Annotated in this window: 17 protein-coding genes; 7 read left to right on the top strand and 10 right to left on the bottom strand. The window is 71.0% G+C overall.

Features of this window, described 5'->3' with window-relative positions; genetic code table 11:
• Window positions 1-8 precede the first annotated feature (8 nt).
• Window positions 9-1,007: a cytochrome d ubiquinol oxidase subunit II gene (gene cydB, locus NIE79_RS08420; RefSeq protein WP_238677992.1), complete on the top strand. Its 999-nt coding sequence runs from the start codon at window positions 9-11 to the stop codon at window positions 1,005-1,007.
• 319 nt (window positions 1,008-1,326) lie between these two features.
• Complete coding sequence (locus NIE79_RS08415; protein ID WP_238677991.1) at window positions 1,327-2,514, top strand: GNAT family N-acetyltransferase; 1,188 nt, start codon at window positions 1,327-1,329, stop codon at window positions 2,512-2,514.
• A 93-nt stretch (window positions 2,515-2,607) separates the two neighbouring features.
• On the opposite strand, the gene NIE79_RS08410 is transcribed toward NIE79_RS08415, so the two are convergent.
• Window positions 2,608-3,054: a winged helix DNA-binding protein gene (locus NIE79_RS08410; RefSeq protein WP_238677990.1), complete on the bottom strand. Its 447-nt coding sequence runs from the start codon at window positions 3,052-3,054 to the stop codon at window positions 2,608-2,610.
• Window positions 3,055-3,151: 97 nt separating this feature from the next.
• Between NIE79_RS08410 and NIE79_RS08405 the strand changes: the two genes are divergently transcribed.
• Window positions 3,152-3,604 carry a MarR family winged helix-turn-helix transcriptional regulator gene (locus NIE79_RS08405; RefSeq protein ID WP_238677989.1) on the top strand — a complete coding sequence of 151 codons (453 nt, stop codon included), beginning with the start codon at window positions 3,152-3,154 and terminating at the stop codon, window positions 3,602-3,604.
• A gap of 6 nt (window positions 3,605-3,610) precedes the next feature.
• Here NIE79_RS08405 and NIE79_RS08400 read toward each other — a convergent pair whose 3' ends face one another.
• The 3 genes from NIE79_RS08400 to NIE79_RS08390 all read right to left on the bottom strand — a co-directional run bounded on the left by NIE79_RS08400 (window position 3,611) and on the right by NIE79_RS08390 (window position 5,733).
• On the bottom strand, window positions 3,611-4,294 hold the full coding sequence (locus NIE79_RS08400; protein WP_238677988.1) for a hypothetical protein: 684 nt from the start codon (window positions 4,292-4,294) through the stop codon (window positions 3,611-3,613).
• An 83-nt stretch (window positions 4,295-4,377) separates the two neighbouring features.
• On the bottom strand, window positions 4,378-4,839 hold the full coding sequence (locus NIE79_RS08395; RefSeq protein ID WP_308193156.1) for a peroxiredoxin: 462 nt from the start codon (window positions 4,837-4,839) through the stop codon (window positions 4,378-4,380).
• 60 nt (window positions 4,840-4,899) lie between these two features.
• Window positions 4,900-5,733, bottom strand: coding sequence for a patatin-like phospholipase family protein (locus tag NIE79_RS08390; protein ID WP_238677987.1), 834 nt, complete (start codon window positions 5,731-5,733; stop codon window positions 4,900-4,902).
• A gap of 88 nt (window positions 5,734-5,821) precedes the next feature.
• On the opposite strand from NIE79_RS08390, the gene NIE79_RS08385 reads away from it, so the two are divergent.
• Entirely contained in the window at window positions 5,822-6,550 is a 729-nt protein-coding gene (locus tag NIE79_RS08385; protein ID WP_238677986.1) for an SDR family oxidoreductase, read from the top strand.
• 32 nt (window positions 6,551-6,582) lie between these two features.
• Here NIE79_RS08385 and NIE79_RS33630 read toward each other — a convergent pair whose 3' ends face one another.
• From NIE79_RS33630 to NIE79_RS08375, 3 genes are all read right to left on the bottom strand, one after another.
• The gene (locus NIE79_RS33630; RefSeq protein ID WP_274523770.1) at window positions 6,583-6,708 is read right to left on the bottom strand and encodes an MFS transporter small subunit; all 126 of its coding nucleotides are present in this window, start codon (window positions 6,706-6,708) and stop codon (window positions 6,583-6,585) included.
• Entirely contained in the window at window positions 6,705-8,135 is a 1,431-nt protein-coding gene (locus NIE79_RS08380; protein WP_238677985.1) for an OFA family MFS transporter, read from the bottom strand. The genes NIE79_RS33630 and NIE79_RS08380 overlap by 4 nt, the downstream gene beginning before the upstream one ends.
• A gap of 183 nt (window positions 8,136-8,318) precedes the next feature.
• Entirely contained in the window at window positions 8,319-9,746 is a 1,428-nt protein-coding gene (locus tag NIE79_RS08375) for a DHA2 family efflux MFS transporter permease subunit (RefSeq protein WP_238677984.1), read from the bottom strand.
• 101 nt (window positions 9,747-9,847) lie between these two features.
• Between NIE79_RS08375 and NIE79_RS08370 the strand changes: the two genes are divergently transcribed.
• Window positions 9,848-10,525, top strand: a complete 678-nt coding sequence (locus tag NIE79_RS08370) for a TetR/AcrR family transcriptional regulator (protein ID WP_238678066.1) — start codon at window positions 9,848-9,850, stop codon at window positions 10,523-10,525.
• An 84-nt stretch (window positions 10,526-10,609) separates the two neighbouring features.
• Here NIE79_RS08370 and zwf read toward each other — a convergent pair whose 3' ends face one another.
• Window positions 10,610-11,989 carry a glucose-6-phosphate dehydrogenase gene (zwf, locus tag NIE79_RS08365; RefSeq protein ID WP_238677983.1) on the bottom strand — a complete coding sequence of 460 codons (1,380 nt, stop codon included), beginning with the start codon at window positions 11,987-11,989 and terminating at the stop codon, window positions 10,610-10,612.
• 213 nt (window positions 11,990-12,202) lie between these two features.
• Between zwf and NIE79_RS08360 the strand changes: the two genes are divergently transcribed.
• On the top strand, window positions 12,203-13,801 hold the full coding sequence (locus NIE79_RS08360; protein WP_238677982.1) for a beta-N-acetylhexosaminidase: 1,599 nt from the start codon (window positions 12,203-12,205) through the stop codon (window positions 13,799-13,801).
• A gap of 121 nt (window positions 13,802-13,922) precedes the next feature.
• Window positions 13,923-14,717: an alpha/beta fold hydrolase gene (locus tag NIE79_RS08355; RefSeq protein ID WP_238677981.1), complete on the top strand. Its 795-nt coding sequence runs from the start codon at window positions 13,923-13,925 to the stop codon at window positions 14,715-14,717.
• Between the two features lie 33 nt (window positions 14,718-14,750).
• Here NIE79_RS08355 and NIE79_RS33975 read toward each other — a convergent pair whose 3' ends face one another.
• A complete protein-coding gene (locus NIE79_RS33975) occupies window positions 14,751-15,392 on the bottom strand; it encodes a DUF6193 family natural product biosynthesis protein (RefSeq protein WP_238677980.1) in 642 nt (213 codons plus the stop codon).
• Window positions 15,393-15,608: 216 nt separating this feature from the next.
• A complete protein-coding gene (locus tag NIE79_RS08345) occupies window positions 15,609-16,358 on the bottom strand; it encodes a hypothetical protein (protein WP_238677979.1) in 750 nt (249 codons plus the stop codon).
• Window positions 16,359-16,386 lie beyond the last annotated feature (28 nt).

The raw sequence follows: 16,386 nt of genomic DNA, 5'->3' as shown, positions 1-16,386 counted from the left end.
AGCCCATCGTGGAACTGACCACCATCTGGTTTCTCCTCGTCGCCGTGCTGTTCACCGGGTACTTCATCCTGGAGGGCTTCGACTTCGGCGTCGGCATGCTGCTGCCCGTGCTCGGCCGCGACGACCGGGAACGCCGCGTCCTGATCAACACCATCGGCCCGGTCTGGGACGGCAACGAGGTGTGGCTGATCACCGCCGGTGGCGCCATGTTCGCCGCGTTTCCCGAGTGGTACGCCACCCTCTTCTCCGGCTTCTACCTGCCGCTGCTGCTGATCCTGCTGGCCCTGATCGCCCGGGGGGTCGCCTTCGAGTACCGGCACAAGCGCCCCGAGGCGTCCTGGAAGCGGCGGTGGGACGCGGCGATCGTGGTCGGCTCGCTGCTGCCGGCGATCCTGTGGGGCGTCGCCTTCGCCAACATCCTGCGCGGCGTGCCACTGGACGCCGACCACGAGTACGTCGGCGGCCTGCTGAACCTGCTCAACCCGTACGCCCTGCTGGGCGGCGCGACCACCCTGGCGCTGTTCCTCACCCACGGCGCGGTGTTCATCGCCCTGAAGACCACCGGCGACATCCGCGAGCGCGCCGGCGCGCTCGCCGTGCGCCTGGGTGTGGGCGCCGCCGTGCTCGCGGTCGGGTTCCTGACCTGGACGTTGACCATCCGCTCCAGCGCGGCCGCCGTCGTGCTCGCCGTCGGCGCGGCCCTCGCCCTGCTCGGTGGTCTGGCCGCCGCCCGGGTACGCCGGGAGGGCTGGGCGTTCACCGGCACCGCCGTGGCGATCGGCCTGGCGGTGGCGACCCTGTTCGCGGCGCTGTTCCCGAACGTGCTGCCCTCCACCCTGGACGCGGCCGGCACGCTGACGGCCACCAACGCCGCGTCCACCCCGTACACCCTGAAGATCATGACCTGGGTGGCGGTGATCTTCACTCCGGTGGTGCTGGCCTACCAGGGGTGGACGTACTGGGTGTTCCGCAAGCGCATCGGCATAGCCAACATCCCGCAGCACTAGGGCCGGGGCGCGCGCCGCGCCGCCGCAAGCCGCATGCCGCGAGCCGCGCCGATCTTGCACTTCCTGTAGTCGAGATGCACGAAATGCCCGCTAAGTCGGGGCAAGAACTGCAAGATCGGCGCACCGCCCCCGTCGATCACTTCCCACGCCGACGCCGTCGATCATGGAGTTGGGGTGCCCGGATTATGACAATGAGAGATGTTTTGTAACCCACCACAACTCCTTGATCGACGGCGCAGGGACGGCACGGGGCGGCGCGGCGCGCGGGGCGGCGGGAAAATCGGCGGTCAGCTTCGAGTGGTCCCGCTACGGTGTGCCGATGCCCGCCACCGTGCACGTTCGTGAACTCACCGCCGAGGACCTCGACGCGGCCTGGGAGCTGGGTCGGTTCGCGTTCGGTTCGGACCCGCAGCGGCCGGCGCACGCCACCGCCACGCCTGCCGGCCTGACCCGGTACGGCGCGTTCGACGACGCCGGCCGGCTGGTCGGCAAGGCCGTCGACCTGCACCACGACCAGTGGTGGTCCGGGCGGGCGGTGCCGGCCGCCGACGTGGCCGGAGTGGCGGTCGCCCCGGAGGCCCGTGGTCGTGGCGTGGCCCGTGCCCTGCTCACCGCGCTGCTGCGCGGTGGCCGTGACCGTGGGGCGGCGATCAGCGCGCTCTACCCGACCGTCGCGGCCCCCTACCGGGCCTGCGGGTGGGAGGCCGCCGGGGTGCTGCGCACCGTCGACCTGGTCACCGCCGCGCTGCCCCGGCACCGGCCCACGTCGCACCTCACCGTCCGGGCCGGTACACCGGCCGACCTACCGGCCGTCGACGCCCTGTACGAGCGGGTCACCCGGCACCGCAACGGCATGCTGACCCGCCGGGGTGAGCTGTTCGACGCCGCCGACCGCGGTCTGCCCGGCGACGGCGTCACCCTCGTCGAGGCCGACGGCGACCTGGTCGGCTACGCCACCTGGCAGCGGGGCCGCGGCTACGGGGCCGATTCCGTGCTCACCGTCGACGAGGTCCTGGCGGTCACCGCCGAGGCCGCCCGGGAACTCGTCGGGGTGCTCGGCAGTTGGGCCAGCGTCGCGCCGACCCTGCGACTGTGCCCGCTCGACGGGGACGCGGTCAGCGTCCACCTGCCGTTGGAGTCGGCCCGCGAGCACGAGCGGGACCTGTGGATGCACCGGCCGGTGGACGTGGCACGGGCGGTGAGCGCACGGGGGTGGCCCGCCCACGCCCGGGGCGCCGTCGACTTCCACCTCAGCGACCCGCTCGCCGACTGGAACACGGGCACCTGGAGGTTGGCGGTCGCCGACGGCGCCGCCGAGCTGACCCGCATCGGCGGCGAGGCGGAACTGCGGTTGGACGTCCGCGGTTTCGCGTTGCTGTACGCCGGGGCGGCGCGGGCCCGGTCGGTCGCGCAGGCCGGCCTGCTGCACTGTGCCGGTGACACCGACCCGGCCGCCCTGGACCTGCTGGGCGTCGGAGGCCCGACGCAGTTGCTCGACTACTTCTGACCGACCGGGCCCGGCACGTGGGCCGCCGACAGGTCGACCGGACCCGGTGCGGGCCGGCAGGACCGGGCCCGCCCACCGTCGGGCTCCTGTCCGTCAGGTCGGCGTCGCGGCCAGTTCGGCGTTGGCGCGCTGGGTGACCACTGTGAGCGCCCGGGCGGCGGCGCCCGCCTCGTCGGTGGGGATGTCCGCGTAGAGGCGGGCGCTGATGTCCGCGACGGCGGCGGCGATGCGGGCCTGCACGGCGTGACCGGCGTCGCTGAGCCGCAGCCGTGGCGCGTCGGCGTCGTGGTCGGCCTGGGCGAGGTCCGCGTCGACGAGGGTGGCGAGCACCCGTCGCACCTCCTGCTCGTCGACCTTGAGCGTGCTGGTGATGCGGTGCGCGAGGTGGGCGCGTTCGGCAGGGCCGTTGGCGAGGACGTTGAGGGCGAGCAACTGGTTGAACTCGACCCCGAGGGGAGCGATGGCCCGTTCGAGCAGGGCCCGGGTGGCGTAGTGGGCGTGGCCGATGACCTGGCCGTTGAGGCTGGGGACGGTGGACATGACTCCTCCTTCGATACGTTGGCTGAACCAACGTTGGTCGAACCAACGTAACACCCGATCGTGGGTCGCGCCAACGATTACTGGTAGGCTGCTCCGCATGGACAACGCGGCCCCGCAGTCACCCGCCGGGCTCAGCACCACAGCGACCTGGCTGCTCAACCAGAGCGCCAGTCACGCCGCCCGCCTGCTCAACGAGGGTTTTGCCGCGCACGACCTGCGCGGCTACCACTACCGGCTGCTCACCGCCCTGGCCGAGGACGGGCCCGCGAGCCAGGCCGACCTCGGCCGGCGCTGCGGCATCGACCGCAGCGACGTGGTGGCCGCCATCAACGACCTGGCCGGCCGAGGGCTCGTGGTGCGTGCCCCCGACCCGGCCGATCGCCGCCGCAACGTCATCAGCGCCACCGACGCCGGCACCGACGAGGCCCGCCGGATGGGTGCGACCCTCGAGCACGTCCAGGCCGACCTGCTCGCCCCGCTGTCCGCCACCGAGCGCGAGCAACTGACGCGACTGCTCACCCGACTGCTGCACCACCACAGCCGGCACTGACCCGCCTCAGCGGGCCTCGCGCAGCTCCGCCAGCCGGGCCTCGATCTCGGCCAGCTCGGCGCGCAGCTTCTCGGCCTGCTGCTCCGCCTCGGCCCGCTCGGTGCCGAGGATCTGCTCCACCGCCTCCTGCACCCCCGGCACGTCGACGAGGGCCACCATCTTCAGCGCCTCCGCCGGCTTCACCACGTACGGCTTCGCCAGGGCCTTGCTGCCCTGCTGCGCGGCGACGGTCCACTCACCGTCGGCGTACGCCAGGGTCACGGTGAGACCCGCGAGGCCCTTCGGCTTGACGGCCTTGACCGCCCGCCGCGCCGGCGGCTTCTCCGTCTGCTCCACCTTCGGCTCCTCCTGTCGCTGCGCGGGCACCCGCGGCGTGTCCAACACGAACTCCGGCGCGGCCACCGCTGGCGCCTCGGGCTCGGGCTCCGGCTTCGGCTCCGCCACCCGACGGGTCACGCCCTTGGGCGCCACGGCCAGATCGGCGGGGGAGAACGGCAACTCGTCGCGACCGAAGCGCACCACCACGAACTCGTCGGACACCTCCGGGTCGGTCAGCTCGATCACCTGACCGACCTGACCGGCGATCTGCCCCGCCGCCGCGGTGAACACCACCCGCGGTTTACGCCCGGCCGCCAACGCCTCCCGGATGCTCTGCACCTCGCTAGTGGACAAACCCTGGCCGGCATCCATCACAACCCTCTTCCGTACACCTGTTTGATTGCTGTCTTGATACCAGCCGACTGCGACACCCGCCGCACGGGGCTCGCGCCCGCTCAGCCGCCCAGTGCCCGCAGCGCCCGGTCCGCATGCTCGTTCATGCTGACCTCGCTGTGGATCACCTCGATGACCCGCTGGTCAGTGCCGATGACGAAGGTCATCCGCTTCATGCTCAACGGCCCCAACGGCACCCGCCGCTTGACCCCGAGCTGCTGCGCCACCGCGCCGTCGGCGTCCGACAGCAGCGGATAGTCGAAGCCGTGCAGCTTCGAGAACTCGGCCTGCTTCGCCACCGGGTCGCGGCTGATGCCCACCCGCGTCGCGCCCAGCGCCGTGAACTCCGCCGCGAGGTCGCGGAAGTGGCAGCTCTCCGCCGTGCACCCCCGGGTCATCGCCGCCGGGTAGAAGAACAGCACCACCGGCCCGGCCGCCAGGAACTCCGACAGCCGCCGCGGCGTGCCCGTCTCATCCGGCAGCTCGAAATCCTGCACCACGTCGCCGACACCCACACCCGCCACCGCGCACCTCCATTGTCCGATCGACCGTTGTCGGATCGACCGCGCGGTGAGCGTAAGCGATCACGCCCAGAGCGCTGCCACCTCGTCGGCCACCACATCGGCCTGGGTCCGCCCGGCCCGCGCCGCGCCCGCCCGGCGCGCCGGGTCCAGCACGTTGCGGCCGATCGCCGTGCGCGCCGCCGCGTCCGGCGTCAGCACCACCACCCGCGACCCGGCCGCCCGCAACCCGTCCACCTGCGCCGACAGCCGTGGCATCGGCCCGAACGCCGCCGACGTCGGCGCGAGCACCAGCACCCTGCGCGCCCCCGCCGCCAGGTCCGCGTTCACCGTCGAGCGCATCCCACCGTCGACGAAGCGACGCGCGCCGATCGTCACCGGCGGCCACACCCCGGGCACCGCGCAACTCGCGCCCACGGCGTCCACCAGGGACACACCGCTGTCGCTGTCGAACACCACGAACTCACCGGACGACGCGTCCACCGCCGTGATCAGCAGCCGCCGCTGCGGCCACTCCCGGTCCGGCAGGCGGGCCTCGATCACCACTCGTCGCGACGCCTCCGACTGGGTACGCGCCGCCACCGCCATCGCCCCGATCCGGGCCCGCGAGCGCACCGCGTCGCGGGTCCGCCCACCGGCCCAAATGAGCCGCGCCAGCGCCGCGAAGCCCAACCGTGCCGCCAGCTCACTCGACGGCGGCAACAACTGCTCGGTGTAGAGACGCTCGACGGGCAACCCGGAGCACACCTGCGCGCCGACCATCGAACCCGCCGACGTGCCCACCACCAGATCCGCCTCGGTGACCGGCACGCCCCGCTCGACCAACCCGGCCAGCAGCCCCAACTCCCAGGCCACCCCGGTCACCCCGCCACCACCGAGCACCAACGCCCGCTGCATGTGACCCTCCTCTCGACGACCGACCCGCGCCGGTCACGGTAGCGTCGGCACGTTCATCGCGCAGCCGTCAGACCCGCCGGGAGGCACCGTGGCACCCGTCACCGTCATCACCGGCGGCGGCCGGGGCATCGGCGCGGCAACCGCCCGTCGGCTCGCCGCCGCCGGTCACCACGTCGCCCTCTGCTACCGCCGCGACGAGGCCGCCGCCACCGCCGTCCTGGCCGACCTGCGGGCCGCCGGCGCCCAGGCCATCGCGGTACGCGCCGACACCACCGACCCCGAGCAGGTGCACGCCCTGTTCGACGCTGCCGCTCACCTCGGCCCGCTCACCGGCCTGGTCAACAACGCCGGCGTCACCAGCCTGATCGGGCCGTTCACCGAGCTGCGCGTCGACGACCTGCGCCGGGTCGTCGACGTCAACCTCGTCGGCTACGTCCTCTGCGCCCAGCAGGCCGCCCGGCGGCTCACCGACGGCGGGGCGATCGTCAACGTCTCGTCGGCGGCCGCGACCCTCGGCAGCCCGGGGGAGTACGTGCACTACGCCGCCGTGAAGGCCGCCACCGACACCCTCACCGTCGGCCTGGCCAAGGAACTCGCCCCGAAGGGCATCCGGGTCAACGCCGTGGCCCCCGGCATCGTGCGCACCGACATCCACGCCGACTCCGGGGTGCCCGACCGCGCCGACTCCGCCGTCGGTCGCATACCGCTGGGCCGCGCCGGCGAACCCGACGAGATCGCCGCCGCCATCGCCTGGCTGCTGGGCCCGGACGCCTCGTACACCACCGGGACCGTGCTGCGCGTCTCCGGCGGTCTCTGACCACGCGCTGGTCGGAGACCGCCGGATCCGGCTCAGTGGGTGAACAGCTTCGCCGCGGTGATCACGGTCTGGGCGACCCCGTAGCCGAGCAGCGCCGCCACCACCAACCAGGAGATCCACAACCGGGCCTGCTGCCCGGGCCTGCTGTCCTCATTCATCGCGTACCACTCCTCTGCGCCGTCGTGTCCTCGTCCACGTCCTGGTCCTGTTGCGCGTTCCGTTCCGTCGACGGTTCGTGGTAGCGCTGCGGCACCGGCCGCACCAGCAGGTTCGCCAGGAAGCCCACGGCCAGCACAGCGACCATCGTGAACAGCGCCGGGCGGTACGCCGCGGCGGTCAGCGAACCCGGCTCGCCCTGCGCGTCGAGGAACCCGTTGACGATCAGCGGACCGGCGATGCCCGCCGCCGACCAGGCGGTCAGCAGCCGACCGTGGATCGCACCGACCTGGAAGGTGCCGAACAGGTCCCGCAGGTACGCCGGCACTGTCGCGAAGCCACCGCCGTAGAACGACAGGATCACGCAGGCCAACAGCACGAACAGGGCCGTCGAGGTCTGCCCGACGAGCGCCAGCAGCGCGTAGAGCACCATGCCGACACCCAGGTACACCAGGTAGATCGGTTTACGGCCGATGAGGTCCGAGGTGGACGACCACGCGAACCGGCCGGCCATGTTGAACAGCGACAGCAGACCCACGAACCCGCCGGCCGCCGCGACGGTCACCGCCGAGGTGCCGTTGTCGCGGAAGAAGTCCTGGATCATCGGGCTGGCCTGCTCCAGGATGCCGATGCCGGCGGTCACGTTGCAAAACAGCACCACCCACAGCAGCCAGAACGAGCGGGTCTTCACCGCGTTCGCCGCCGACACGTTCGCCGTGGTGACCAGCGGCTTCGCCGCCACGCTTGCCGGATCGAAGCCGGCCGGCCGCCAGTCCTGCGCCGGCACCCGCACGTTCGCCACCCCGAACATCATGATGACGAAGTAGCCCAGGCCGAGCGTCACGAACAGCCACACCAGGGCGCTGCCCGACGCCGTCGACCCCGCGTTGGCCGGGTCGTAGCCGGCGTCGTAGAACGACAACAGTTGCCGCGACAGGGGAGAGGCGACCATCGCCCCACCACCGAAACCCATGATCGCCAATCCGGTGGCCAGTCCCGGCCGGTCCGGGAACCATTTGATCAGGGTGGAGACGGGGGAGATGTAGCCGATGCCCAGCCCGATGCCGCCGAGCAGCCCGTAGCCCAGATACAGCAGCCACAGCTGCTTCGTGGCGATACCCAGCGAGCCCACCAGGAAACCCGCCGCCCAGAAACAGGCCGAGACGAACATGGCCTTTCGTGGTCCGTTCGCCTCCACCCAGGTCCCGGCGACCGCTGCGGACAATCCGAGCATCACGATCGCGATGCTGAAGATCACCCCGATCGCCGTCTGGCTGGTGTCGAAGTGGGCGATCAGGGAGTTCTTGTAGACGCTGGTCGCGTAGACCTGACCGATGCAGAGGTGGATGGCCAACGCCGCCGGGGGGATGAGCCACCGGCTGTAGCCGGGCGGCGCGACGGTGTGCCGACGATCGAGTGCGGAAAGCATGCGCTGCTTCCTCTCCGACGAGGACGAGAAACGTCGCACCCAACGTGCCCACACCACTCGTATGCGGCAAACCTCACCGTCGCCGGACGGTCGTTCCGCTGAGCTGAGCGGTCAGTCAGCGTCCACGCGGCGTACGCCCCGTTGGAGGCCGGCCGCGCGACAGGCCTCCAACGGCGCGCCGGCTCAGGCCGCGACCGCAGCCTCGGCGACCCGCTCGGCGTCGGGGCGCAGTTGCGGGGTGGCGAGCGAGATGGCCAGGTTGACGATCGCGAAGACCGCGGCGATCAACAGGCCACGGTGGAACCCGTCGACCAGCGCCTGCTGCTGACCGGCGCCGCGACTGAGCGCGTCGGTGACGTGGGTGACCGACAGCGTGGTGACGATGGCCAACCCCAGCGCGCCGCCGACCTGGTACACGGCGGTGACCACACCGGACGCGGCGCCGGCCTCATGGTGCTCGACGTCGGAGATCGCGGAGATCTGGGCGGGTACGCCCAGCGTGGTGATGCCCAGACCGAACAGCAGCAGGCCGGGCAGCAGCTCGCTGGTGTAGGAGCCGGTGGCGCTCGCCCCGCTGAGCAGCAGCAGGCCGATCACGCTGAGCAGCGCGCCGATGATCTGCAGGGTGCGGGTGCCGAGTCGGTGCACCAGTTGGGTGGCGAGGGCGGCGCCGGCGATGGCCGTCGCGCCCATCGGCAGGAACTGCAGGCCGGCGGTCAGCGGCGAGGCGCCGCGTACCTGCTGCAGGTAGATCGCGGTGAGGAAGAACATCGACAGGAACGCGGCGCCGTTGAGCGCCAACGCCCCGCTGGAGACGCTCAGCGCCCGGGAGCGGAACAGCCGCAGCGGCACCAGTGGCGCGGCCGAGCGCGCCTCGACGCCGACGAAGACAGCGAGCAGCGCGACTCCACCGATGAGGGTGGCGAGCACCTGCGCCGAGCCCCAGCCGGCGGACTCGGCCCGGACCACGCCGAACACGACGGCGAGCAGACCGGTGGTGCCGAGGACCGCGCCGAGCGCGTCGAAGGTCCGGGGGCCGGGCTGGGAGTGCCGCGCGGCCGCCACGAAGGTCGGCACGATCGCCACGAGCGCGATGACGATGGGTACGTTGACGAAGAAGACCCACCGCCAACTCAGCGCGTCGACGAGCAGGCCGCCGGCCACCACGCCCAGGGTGCCGCCGAGCCCGGCGAGGGCACCCCAGATGCCCATGGCGATGTTGCGTTCCCGTCCGTGCGCGAACGTGACCGTGAGGATGGCCAACGCCGCGGGGGAGAGCAACGCGCCGCCCAGGCCCTGCACGGCGCGCGCGGCGATCAGCAGGCCGGGTGAGGTCGCGAGTCCGGCGAGCAGGGACATCGCCCCGAACAGCACCAGACCGACGATGAAGATCCGGCGGGCGCCGAGCAGGTCGGCGGCGCGACCGCCGAGCAGCAGGAAACCACCGAAGAGCAGGGTGTACGCGCTGATCACCCATTGCAGGTCGTCAGCGGTGAAGCTCAGGTCAGTCTGGATGTTGGGCAGCGCCACGTTCACGATCGTCACGTCGAGGATGACGATGAACTGCGCCACCGACAGCACCGCCAGAGTTGCCCAGGGACTACGTCGCATGCCTATCCCATCGGAGAGAGGACGTCGCACGACGCGGTATACGCCGTACATCTACAACGTATACCGACGTGTGTACGTAGTACACTGGCCTGGTGGTCAGTATGAGCAAGGACACCCCGCAGCGTCTCGACCCCACCGCGATCGTCGCGAGCGCACTGCGCATCGCCGGCGCCGAGGGCCTGTCCGCGATCACCATCCGCCGGCTGGCCCAGGAACACGGCGTCACCCCGATGGCGCTCTACCGGCACTTCCGGGACAAGGGCGACCTGCTCGACGCGCTCGCCGCGCGCCTACTCGCCGACATCCGCCTGCCCGAGCCGACCACCGAGCCCTGGGACGAGCAGGTCCGCGCCATCCTGGCCGCCTGCCTCGCCGCGCTACGCCCACACCCCACCGTCGCCGGGCTCGTCCCCACCCGCATCCTTCTGTCCGAGCCGGGCCTGATCCTGGTGGAGCGCATCCTCGCCCTGCTCCACGGGGCGGGCTACCCGCCGGAGCAGGCCACCGAGATCGGCAGCCAGGCGCTCTGCTCCCTCGTCACCCTCGTCGCCACCGAGCCTGGCGCCATGGGGAGCACCGACCCGGACACCCGCGACGACGCCATCCGCGCCAAGCGAGCGGCGCTGCAGGCGTTGGCACCGCAGCGTTTTCCGCACGTCCTCGCCGCCGCCGACGCGCTCACGCTCTGCGGCGACCGGGAGGGTTACTACGACCTGGGCATCGAGTTCGCCGTCGCCGGCATCCGTGGCATCCGCCCGGCGACCCGCACCACCGGGTGATCCCACCCGCACCGCTCGCGGGCGGTGCGGGTGGGACCGACCCGCCGGATGAGAGCCCTGTTCCGGCCCGGCCCTGGCCCGCCGCTACCGCAGCTCCGGCAGGTGCCAGCCGCCGGCCAGGGTGTCGGCGTCCGCCGGACCCCAACTGCCCTTCTCGTACGACTGCACCGCCGTCGGCAGATCCAGGATCGGCGCGACGATGCGCCACTCCTGCTCGATCGTCTCGGCACGCGCGAAGCGCAGGTGCTGCCCGTCCATCGCGTCGTCGAGCAGCCGCTCGTACGCCTCCTGCCGGCGACCGAGAGCCGAGCCGAAGTCGACGGACAGGTCCACCGGACGGCTCGCCACCTCGGCACCCGGGCTCTTCGCCTGGATCGACATCGTGATGCCGTCACCGCGACCGAGGCGGAAACGCAGCAGGTTCGCGGCCCTCGCCGTGCCCCGTTCGGCGGGGATCAGCGAGCGCTGCGGCTGCTTGAACTCGACCACGACCTCCGTCGCCGTTCCCGGCAGCGACTTGCCGGTGCGCAGGTAGAACGGCACGCCCGCCCAGCGGGGGGAGTCGACAGTCAACCGGGTCGCCACGAACGTCTCCGTGTTCGAGGCCGCCGCCACGCCCGGCTCGTCGCGGTAGCCGGCGTACTGCCCCCGGACGGTGGACTCCGGCGACAGCGGCGCGATCTGCCGCAGCACGGCGGCCTCCGCCTCCCGGAACGCCGCGGTGTCATCGCTGGCGGGCGCCTCCATCGCGATGAGCGCGACGACCTGAAGGATGTGGTTCTGCAGCACGTCCCGGGTCGCGCCCACGGTGTCGTAGAAGCCGGCCCGGCCCTGCGTGCCGAAACCCTCGGCCAGCGTCACCTGGATGTTGTCGATGTGCTCGTTGTTCCACAGCGGCTCGAACAGCCGATTGGCGAACCGGAAGGCGTAGAGACCCTCGACGGCTTCCTTGCCGAGGTAGTGGTCGATGCGGAACACCCGCTCCGGCGCGAAGGCCGCGCCCAGTGTGCGATCCAGCTCGCGGGAGGACTCCAGGTCACGCCCGAACGGCTTCTCCACGATCACCCGACCCCGGTCGGCCAGACCCACGGCCGCCAGGCCCTCGACGACGGCTCCGAACACCGCCGGAGGGATCGCCAGGTAGAAGACCGGCCGCTCGGCGTCGCGCAGCCGCTCAGCCAGCCGCTGGTACGTCGTCGGGTCCGCGTAGTTGCCGGAGATCATCGAAAGGTTGTCCGCAAGCCGATCGAAGGTCTCGTCGTCGATCTCGTCATTGGCCTCGTTGACCGACTTGCGGGCCATGGTGACCAGCTGCTGATCATCCCAGGGGGAGCGGGCCACGCCGATCACCGGAACGTCGAGGCGCTCGCGTCGGGTCAACTCGTACAGCGCCGGAAACAGCTTCTTCGAGACGAGGTCTCCGGTGACGCCGAACAGCACTACCGCGTCTGAGCGCACGTGCATGGCACTTCCCATTCGATCATCCGAACCTGATCTTCCGAACGGACAACCGCACGACCCACTCCAGGAATTCCCCAGCGTGCGGCGTACGTGAGGTCGGTGACAACACTGTCGCGACGAGTCCTTATGTTAAGGAAGGTTTACAGTGCAGGCGGAACGCCGGTAGCCTGCGACTCTAATCGACGAAGGTCGATCATAACGAGGCCTGGAGGTACCGTGCGCCGCCGAAACACCACCACACGGCTGCTGGCCATAGCCGCACTCGCGCTACCCATCATCCTGCCCGCCACGCCCGCCACCGCCGCGGCACCCACCGCACCAGCCCGACACCTCAGCGACGTCATCCCCGCACCGGTCGAAACCCGCCCCGACGCACACAACACCTTCCGGATCACCCCCCTGACCGTCATCCGCACCACCCCCGGCTCAGCCGCCGCGCGGCGCATCGGCCACCAACTCGCCACCACACTGCGACCCGCCACCGGCCACGCCCTGCCCGTCCTGCCCGTACGCTCCACCCCGCTACCCGAGATCGCCCTGCTCATCGGGGGCGCCGACGACCGCATCGGCCAACAGGGCTACCAACTCGACGTCACCCGCCGCGGCGTCACCATCCGCGCCAACACTCCCGCCGGGCTGTTCGCCGGCACCCAGACCCTGCGCCAACTGCTCCCCGCCGACATCGAGGCACCCGACCGGCAGCGGACCACCTGGACAGTCCCCGGCGGACGAATCATCGACTACCCACGCTTCGCCTACCGGGGTGCGATGCTCGACCTGGCACGCCACTTCCACACCGTCGACGACATCACCGCCTACGTGGACCTGCTCAGCCAGTACAAAATCAACTACCTGCACCTGCACCTGACCGACGACCAGGGCTGGCGCATCCAGATCGACTCCTGGCCCCGCCTCACCACCGTCGGCGGCGGACCCGGCACCGGTGCCGACGGCGTCGGCCCCGGATACCTCACCAAGGCCGACTACAAGGCCGTCGTCGCCTACGCCGCCGCACGACACATCACGATCATCCCCGAGATCGACATGCCCGGTCACACCAACGCCGCCCAGTCGACGTACCCCGAACTCAACTGCGACGGCGTCGCACCGCCCCCACGCACCGACATCGCCGTCGGCTACAGCTCCCTCTGCATCAACGACGAACTCACCTACCGCTTCGTCGAGGACGTCATCCGCGAACTCGCCGCCATCACACCCGGACCATTCCTGCACATCGGCGGCGACGAAGCCCACGCCACCACCGACGAGGACTACCGCACCTTCATGAACCGCGTCCTGCCCCTGGTCGCGAAGTACGGCAAGCGCGCCTCCGGATGGAACGAGATCACCCAGGCCGACCTGCCCACCGACGCCGTCGCCCAGTTCTGGGGCACCGGCACCACAAACGCCAGCCTCGCCGCGGCCGCCGCCCGCGGCAACAAGATCATCATGTCGCCGGCGAACAAGGCCTACCTCGACATGAAGTACGACGCCAACACCCGCCTCGGCCTGCGCTGGGCCGGCCTGATCGAGGTGTCCGACGCCTACGGCTGGGACCCCGCCACCCGGGTCACCGGCGTCGGCGAAAACGCCATCCTCGGCGTCGAGGCCCCACTGTGGTCCGAAACGCTGCGCACCCTCGACGACATCGAATACATGGCCTTCCCCCGCCTACCCGCGATCGCCGAACTCGGCTGGTCCACCACCGCCAGCCACGACTGGGAATCCTTCCGAACCCGACTGGGGGAGCAGGCACCCCGCTGGCGACTGCAACAGGTCAACTTCTACCCGTCCCCGCAGGTGCCCTGGATCTGACCCGTACCCCCATCGTCCGCTGTTCGTGGGCACCGGCCGACCCGGCCGGTGCCCCTGCTCACCATCGCCGGTCATGAGACGTTGGAGCACACCCAAACCATCTTCAGCAAGGACCACCTCCATGAACCTGGCGTACGACCACTCAGCGGAAACCGGAGCGGCGGTGGTGTGCCTACCCATGTTCAGCATGACCCGCGCCGCCACCGCCGCCGCCCTCAGCCCCGCACTCGCGGGCACCGGCCTGCGAGAGATCTACCTGGACCTGCCCGGCCACGGAGACACCCCCGCGAACTGCCCACCCACCTCCCAGTCGGTGCTGGACACCGTCTGCGCATGGCTCGACCACCACCTCGACGCGCCAGTCCTGCTCGCCGGCGGCTCCTACGGCGCGTACCTTGCCGCCGGCATCGCACGCCAACGACCCGACCTCGTCCGCGGCCTGCTCCTGGTCTGTCCCGGCGTCACCATCGCCCGCCACAGCCGGGACCTCCCCGACGAACCACCGCTCGACGCACCCACTGGCTGGCTCGACGCCGCTCCCACCGACCTGCACGCACACCTCGACGCCGCCCTGGGCCACCGCACCCCAGCCGTCGTCGCGACGGTGCTCGCGGCACTGAACTCCGGCGGACCCGGCGACCCGACCTTCCAACAGGAGTTGCAGAGCGGCCCCGGCTACGAGCTACCCGACGAAACCGCCGAGGTCGTCTTCGACGGCCCGGTCAGCGTGATCACCGGCCGACAGGACCGAATCGTCGGGTACGCCGACCAGTTCCGCGCCATGCGCCACTACCCGCGCGGCACCTACACTGTGATCGACGCAGCCGGGCACTACCTGCCGTACGAACAACCCACCCTGCTGCGATCACTCACCCAGGACTGGCTGCGCCGTACGCGTAGCAACTCACCGGACTGACGACGCGCCGGCAGGGGAGTGCATCGTCTGTGGTCAATCCGTCAACCCGGCCAGGACCAGGGCCACGCAGCGAGCAGCGTCAGCCGTACCCCACTCGTGCCGACGGTCTGCTGCCGTCACCCGATACCGATCGCCGTCCAGTGGTTCGACCCAGGGGCAGTCGCCGCTGTAGGGATAGCCAACGGTTCGGCTGAAGCCGAGGGTCCCGTGGCTGGTGAAGGGCATCAGCCGGCGCAGCCGGGGCTCGTGGATGGCCACGGTGATGAAGGAGTGCAGCCGGAGCAGGTGCGAAGCCCTCCAGGTATTCCTGTGGTACTGCCGCCAGGTGTACTCGGCGCCTTCGCCGCGTTCGTGCGCCGAGGCGAGCGGACTGAAGGCGACGAATGGCCACTCGTGACCCAGCTCCCGAAGTCGCGACCCGGACTGCCAGGCCCGCATCGCGCCGGCCACGGCGTGCAGATCGTCGGTGTCGCCCCGCGCCAGGCAGACCCCACGCGCCCAGAACTGCATCAGGAAGACTCGCTCGCCACCGCCCATCAGGGCAGTGGCGGTGCGCTCGCCGTCCTGCACCCGCGCACCCACGAAACGCCAACCGGGCGCTGATTCGGGAAGGGCCCGCCGGAGCGGGGCGACGCCAGCGAACCCGGTTTGCAGGATGGCGCTGAGGCTGCCCACGCGAGCGACGTCCGGGTAGAGAACGGGATCTGGTCTTGTGGGACCACGGTGCTCGGACACGTCCCATGATGCCTCGCGAATTTCTCGTCGACCGAGCGCAGGCCGGGACGGTGTCACCGCTTCTCGACGACTTCGACTCATCAAAGCAGGATTCGATAATGCACATTATGTAAAGTAGCGGGTTCTGGGAGTCCCCTCACCGCCTCCCGACAGGGGTCAGTCGCGCGTCAGGCCCGGCGGACACGCGTCCTCGTCCGGCCCGACGAGGCGCGCGTTGACCAGCGGGTTGCGCCGCAGGGCCGTCAGAACGGCACCGCTGGCGCCGATGTCGGTCCAGGTGTCGTCCCAGAGCGCCGAGACGAGCCACGAGCGATCCGCCGGAAAGAACAGGTCGGGCAGCGCCCCGTCGCCGCCGCGCATGTGACCGACGCGCCAGGTGAGAGCCTGTTCCGGTCCGGCCTGGACCAACACGTAGGACCAGTCCCCGTAGAGGGACACCCTCGCGGCGCACGGAAAGACGACGTCGTGGGCACCGGTGTCGAGAAAGCCGAGCCACCAGGGCTGATCCGGCGTGCACGACACCAGCTCGTCGATCACCGCACGTTCGTGGGCGTGGTACTCGACACCCTCTGGCCGGTGGAAGGTGCCGTACGCCTCGAACACCGGCGGGATCGCCGTGGTGACCGAGAGACCCTGCGTGGTGCGCCCGGCGAGCCAGGCGACGTCGCTGGCCGTGCCGATCCGCCAGGTCCGTCCGTCCTTGCTGACGTCCATGGCCTCGGTCGGGGTCGTTTCGTCGTGCTCGACGGCGGTGGGTGACGCATACGGCGCCCAACCGGCTCGGCCAGCGGCCCGCCACTGGTGCCCCTCGGAGCAGACCAGATCTATCGGACCGTCGAGGTCTCGGTACACGATGGGCGTGCCGGGTCGACCACAGGTGGGACAGGTGGCGGCGAGCGACGTCATGCCGCGCACGTTACGTGCTTCTCGGTCA

Source organism: Micromonospora trifolii (genome assembly GCF_022229005.1).
Lineage (GTDB): Bacteria > Actinomycetota > Actinomycetes > Mycobacteriales > Micromonosporaceae > Micromonospora > Micromonospora trifolii.
The sequence above is the reverse complement of the archived record's forward strand: the minus strand, read 5'-3'. Positions and strand labels throughout refer to the sequence as shown.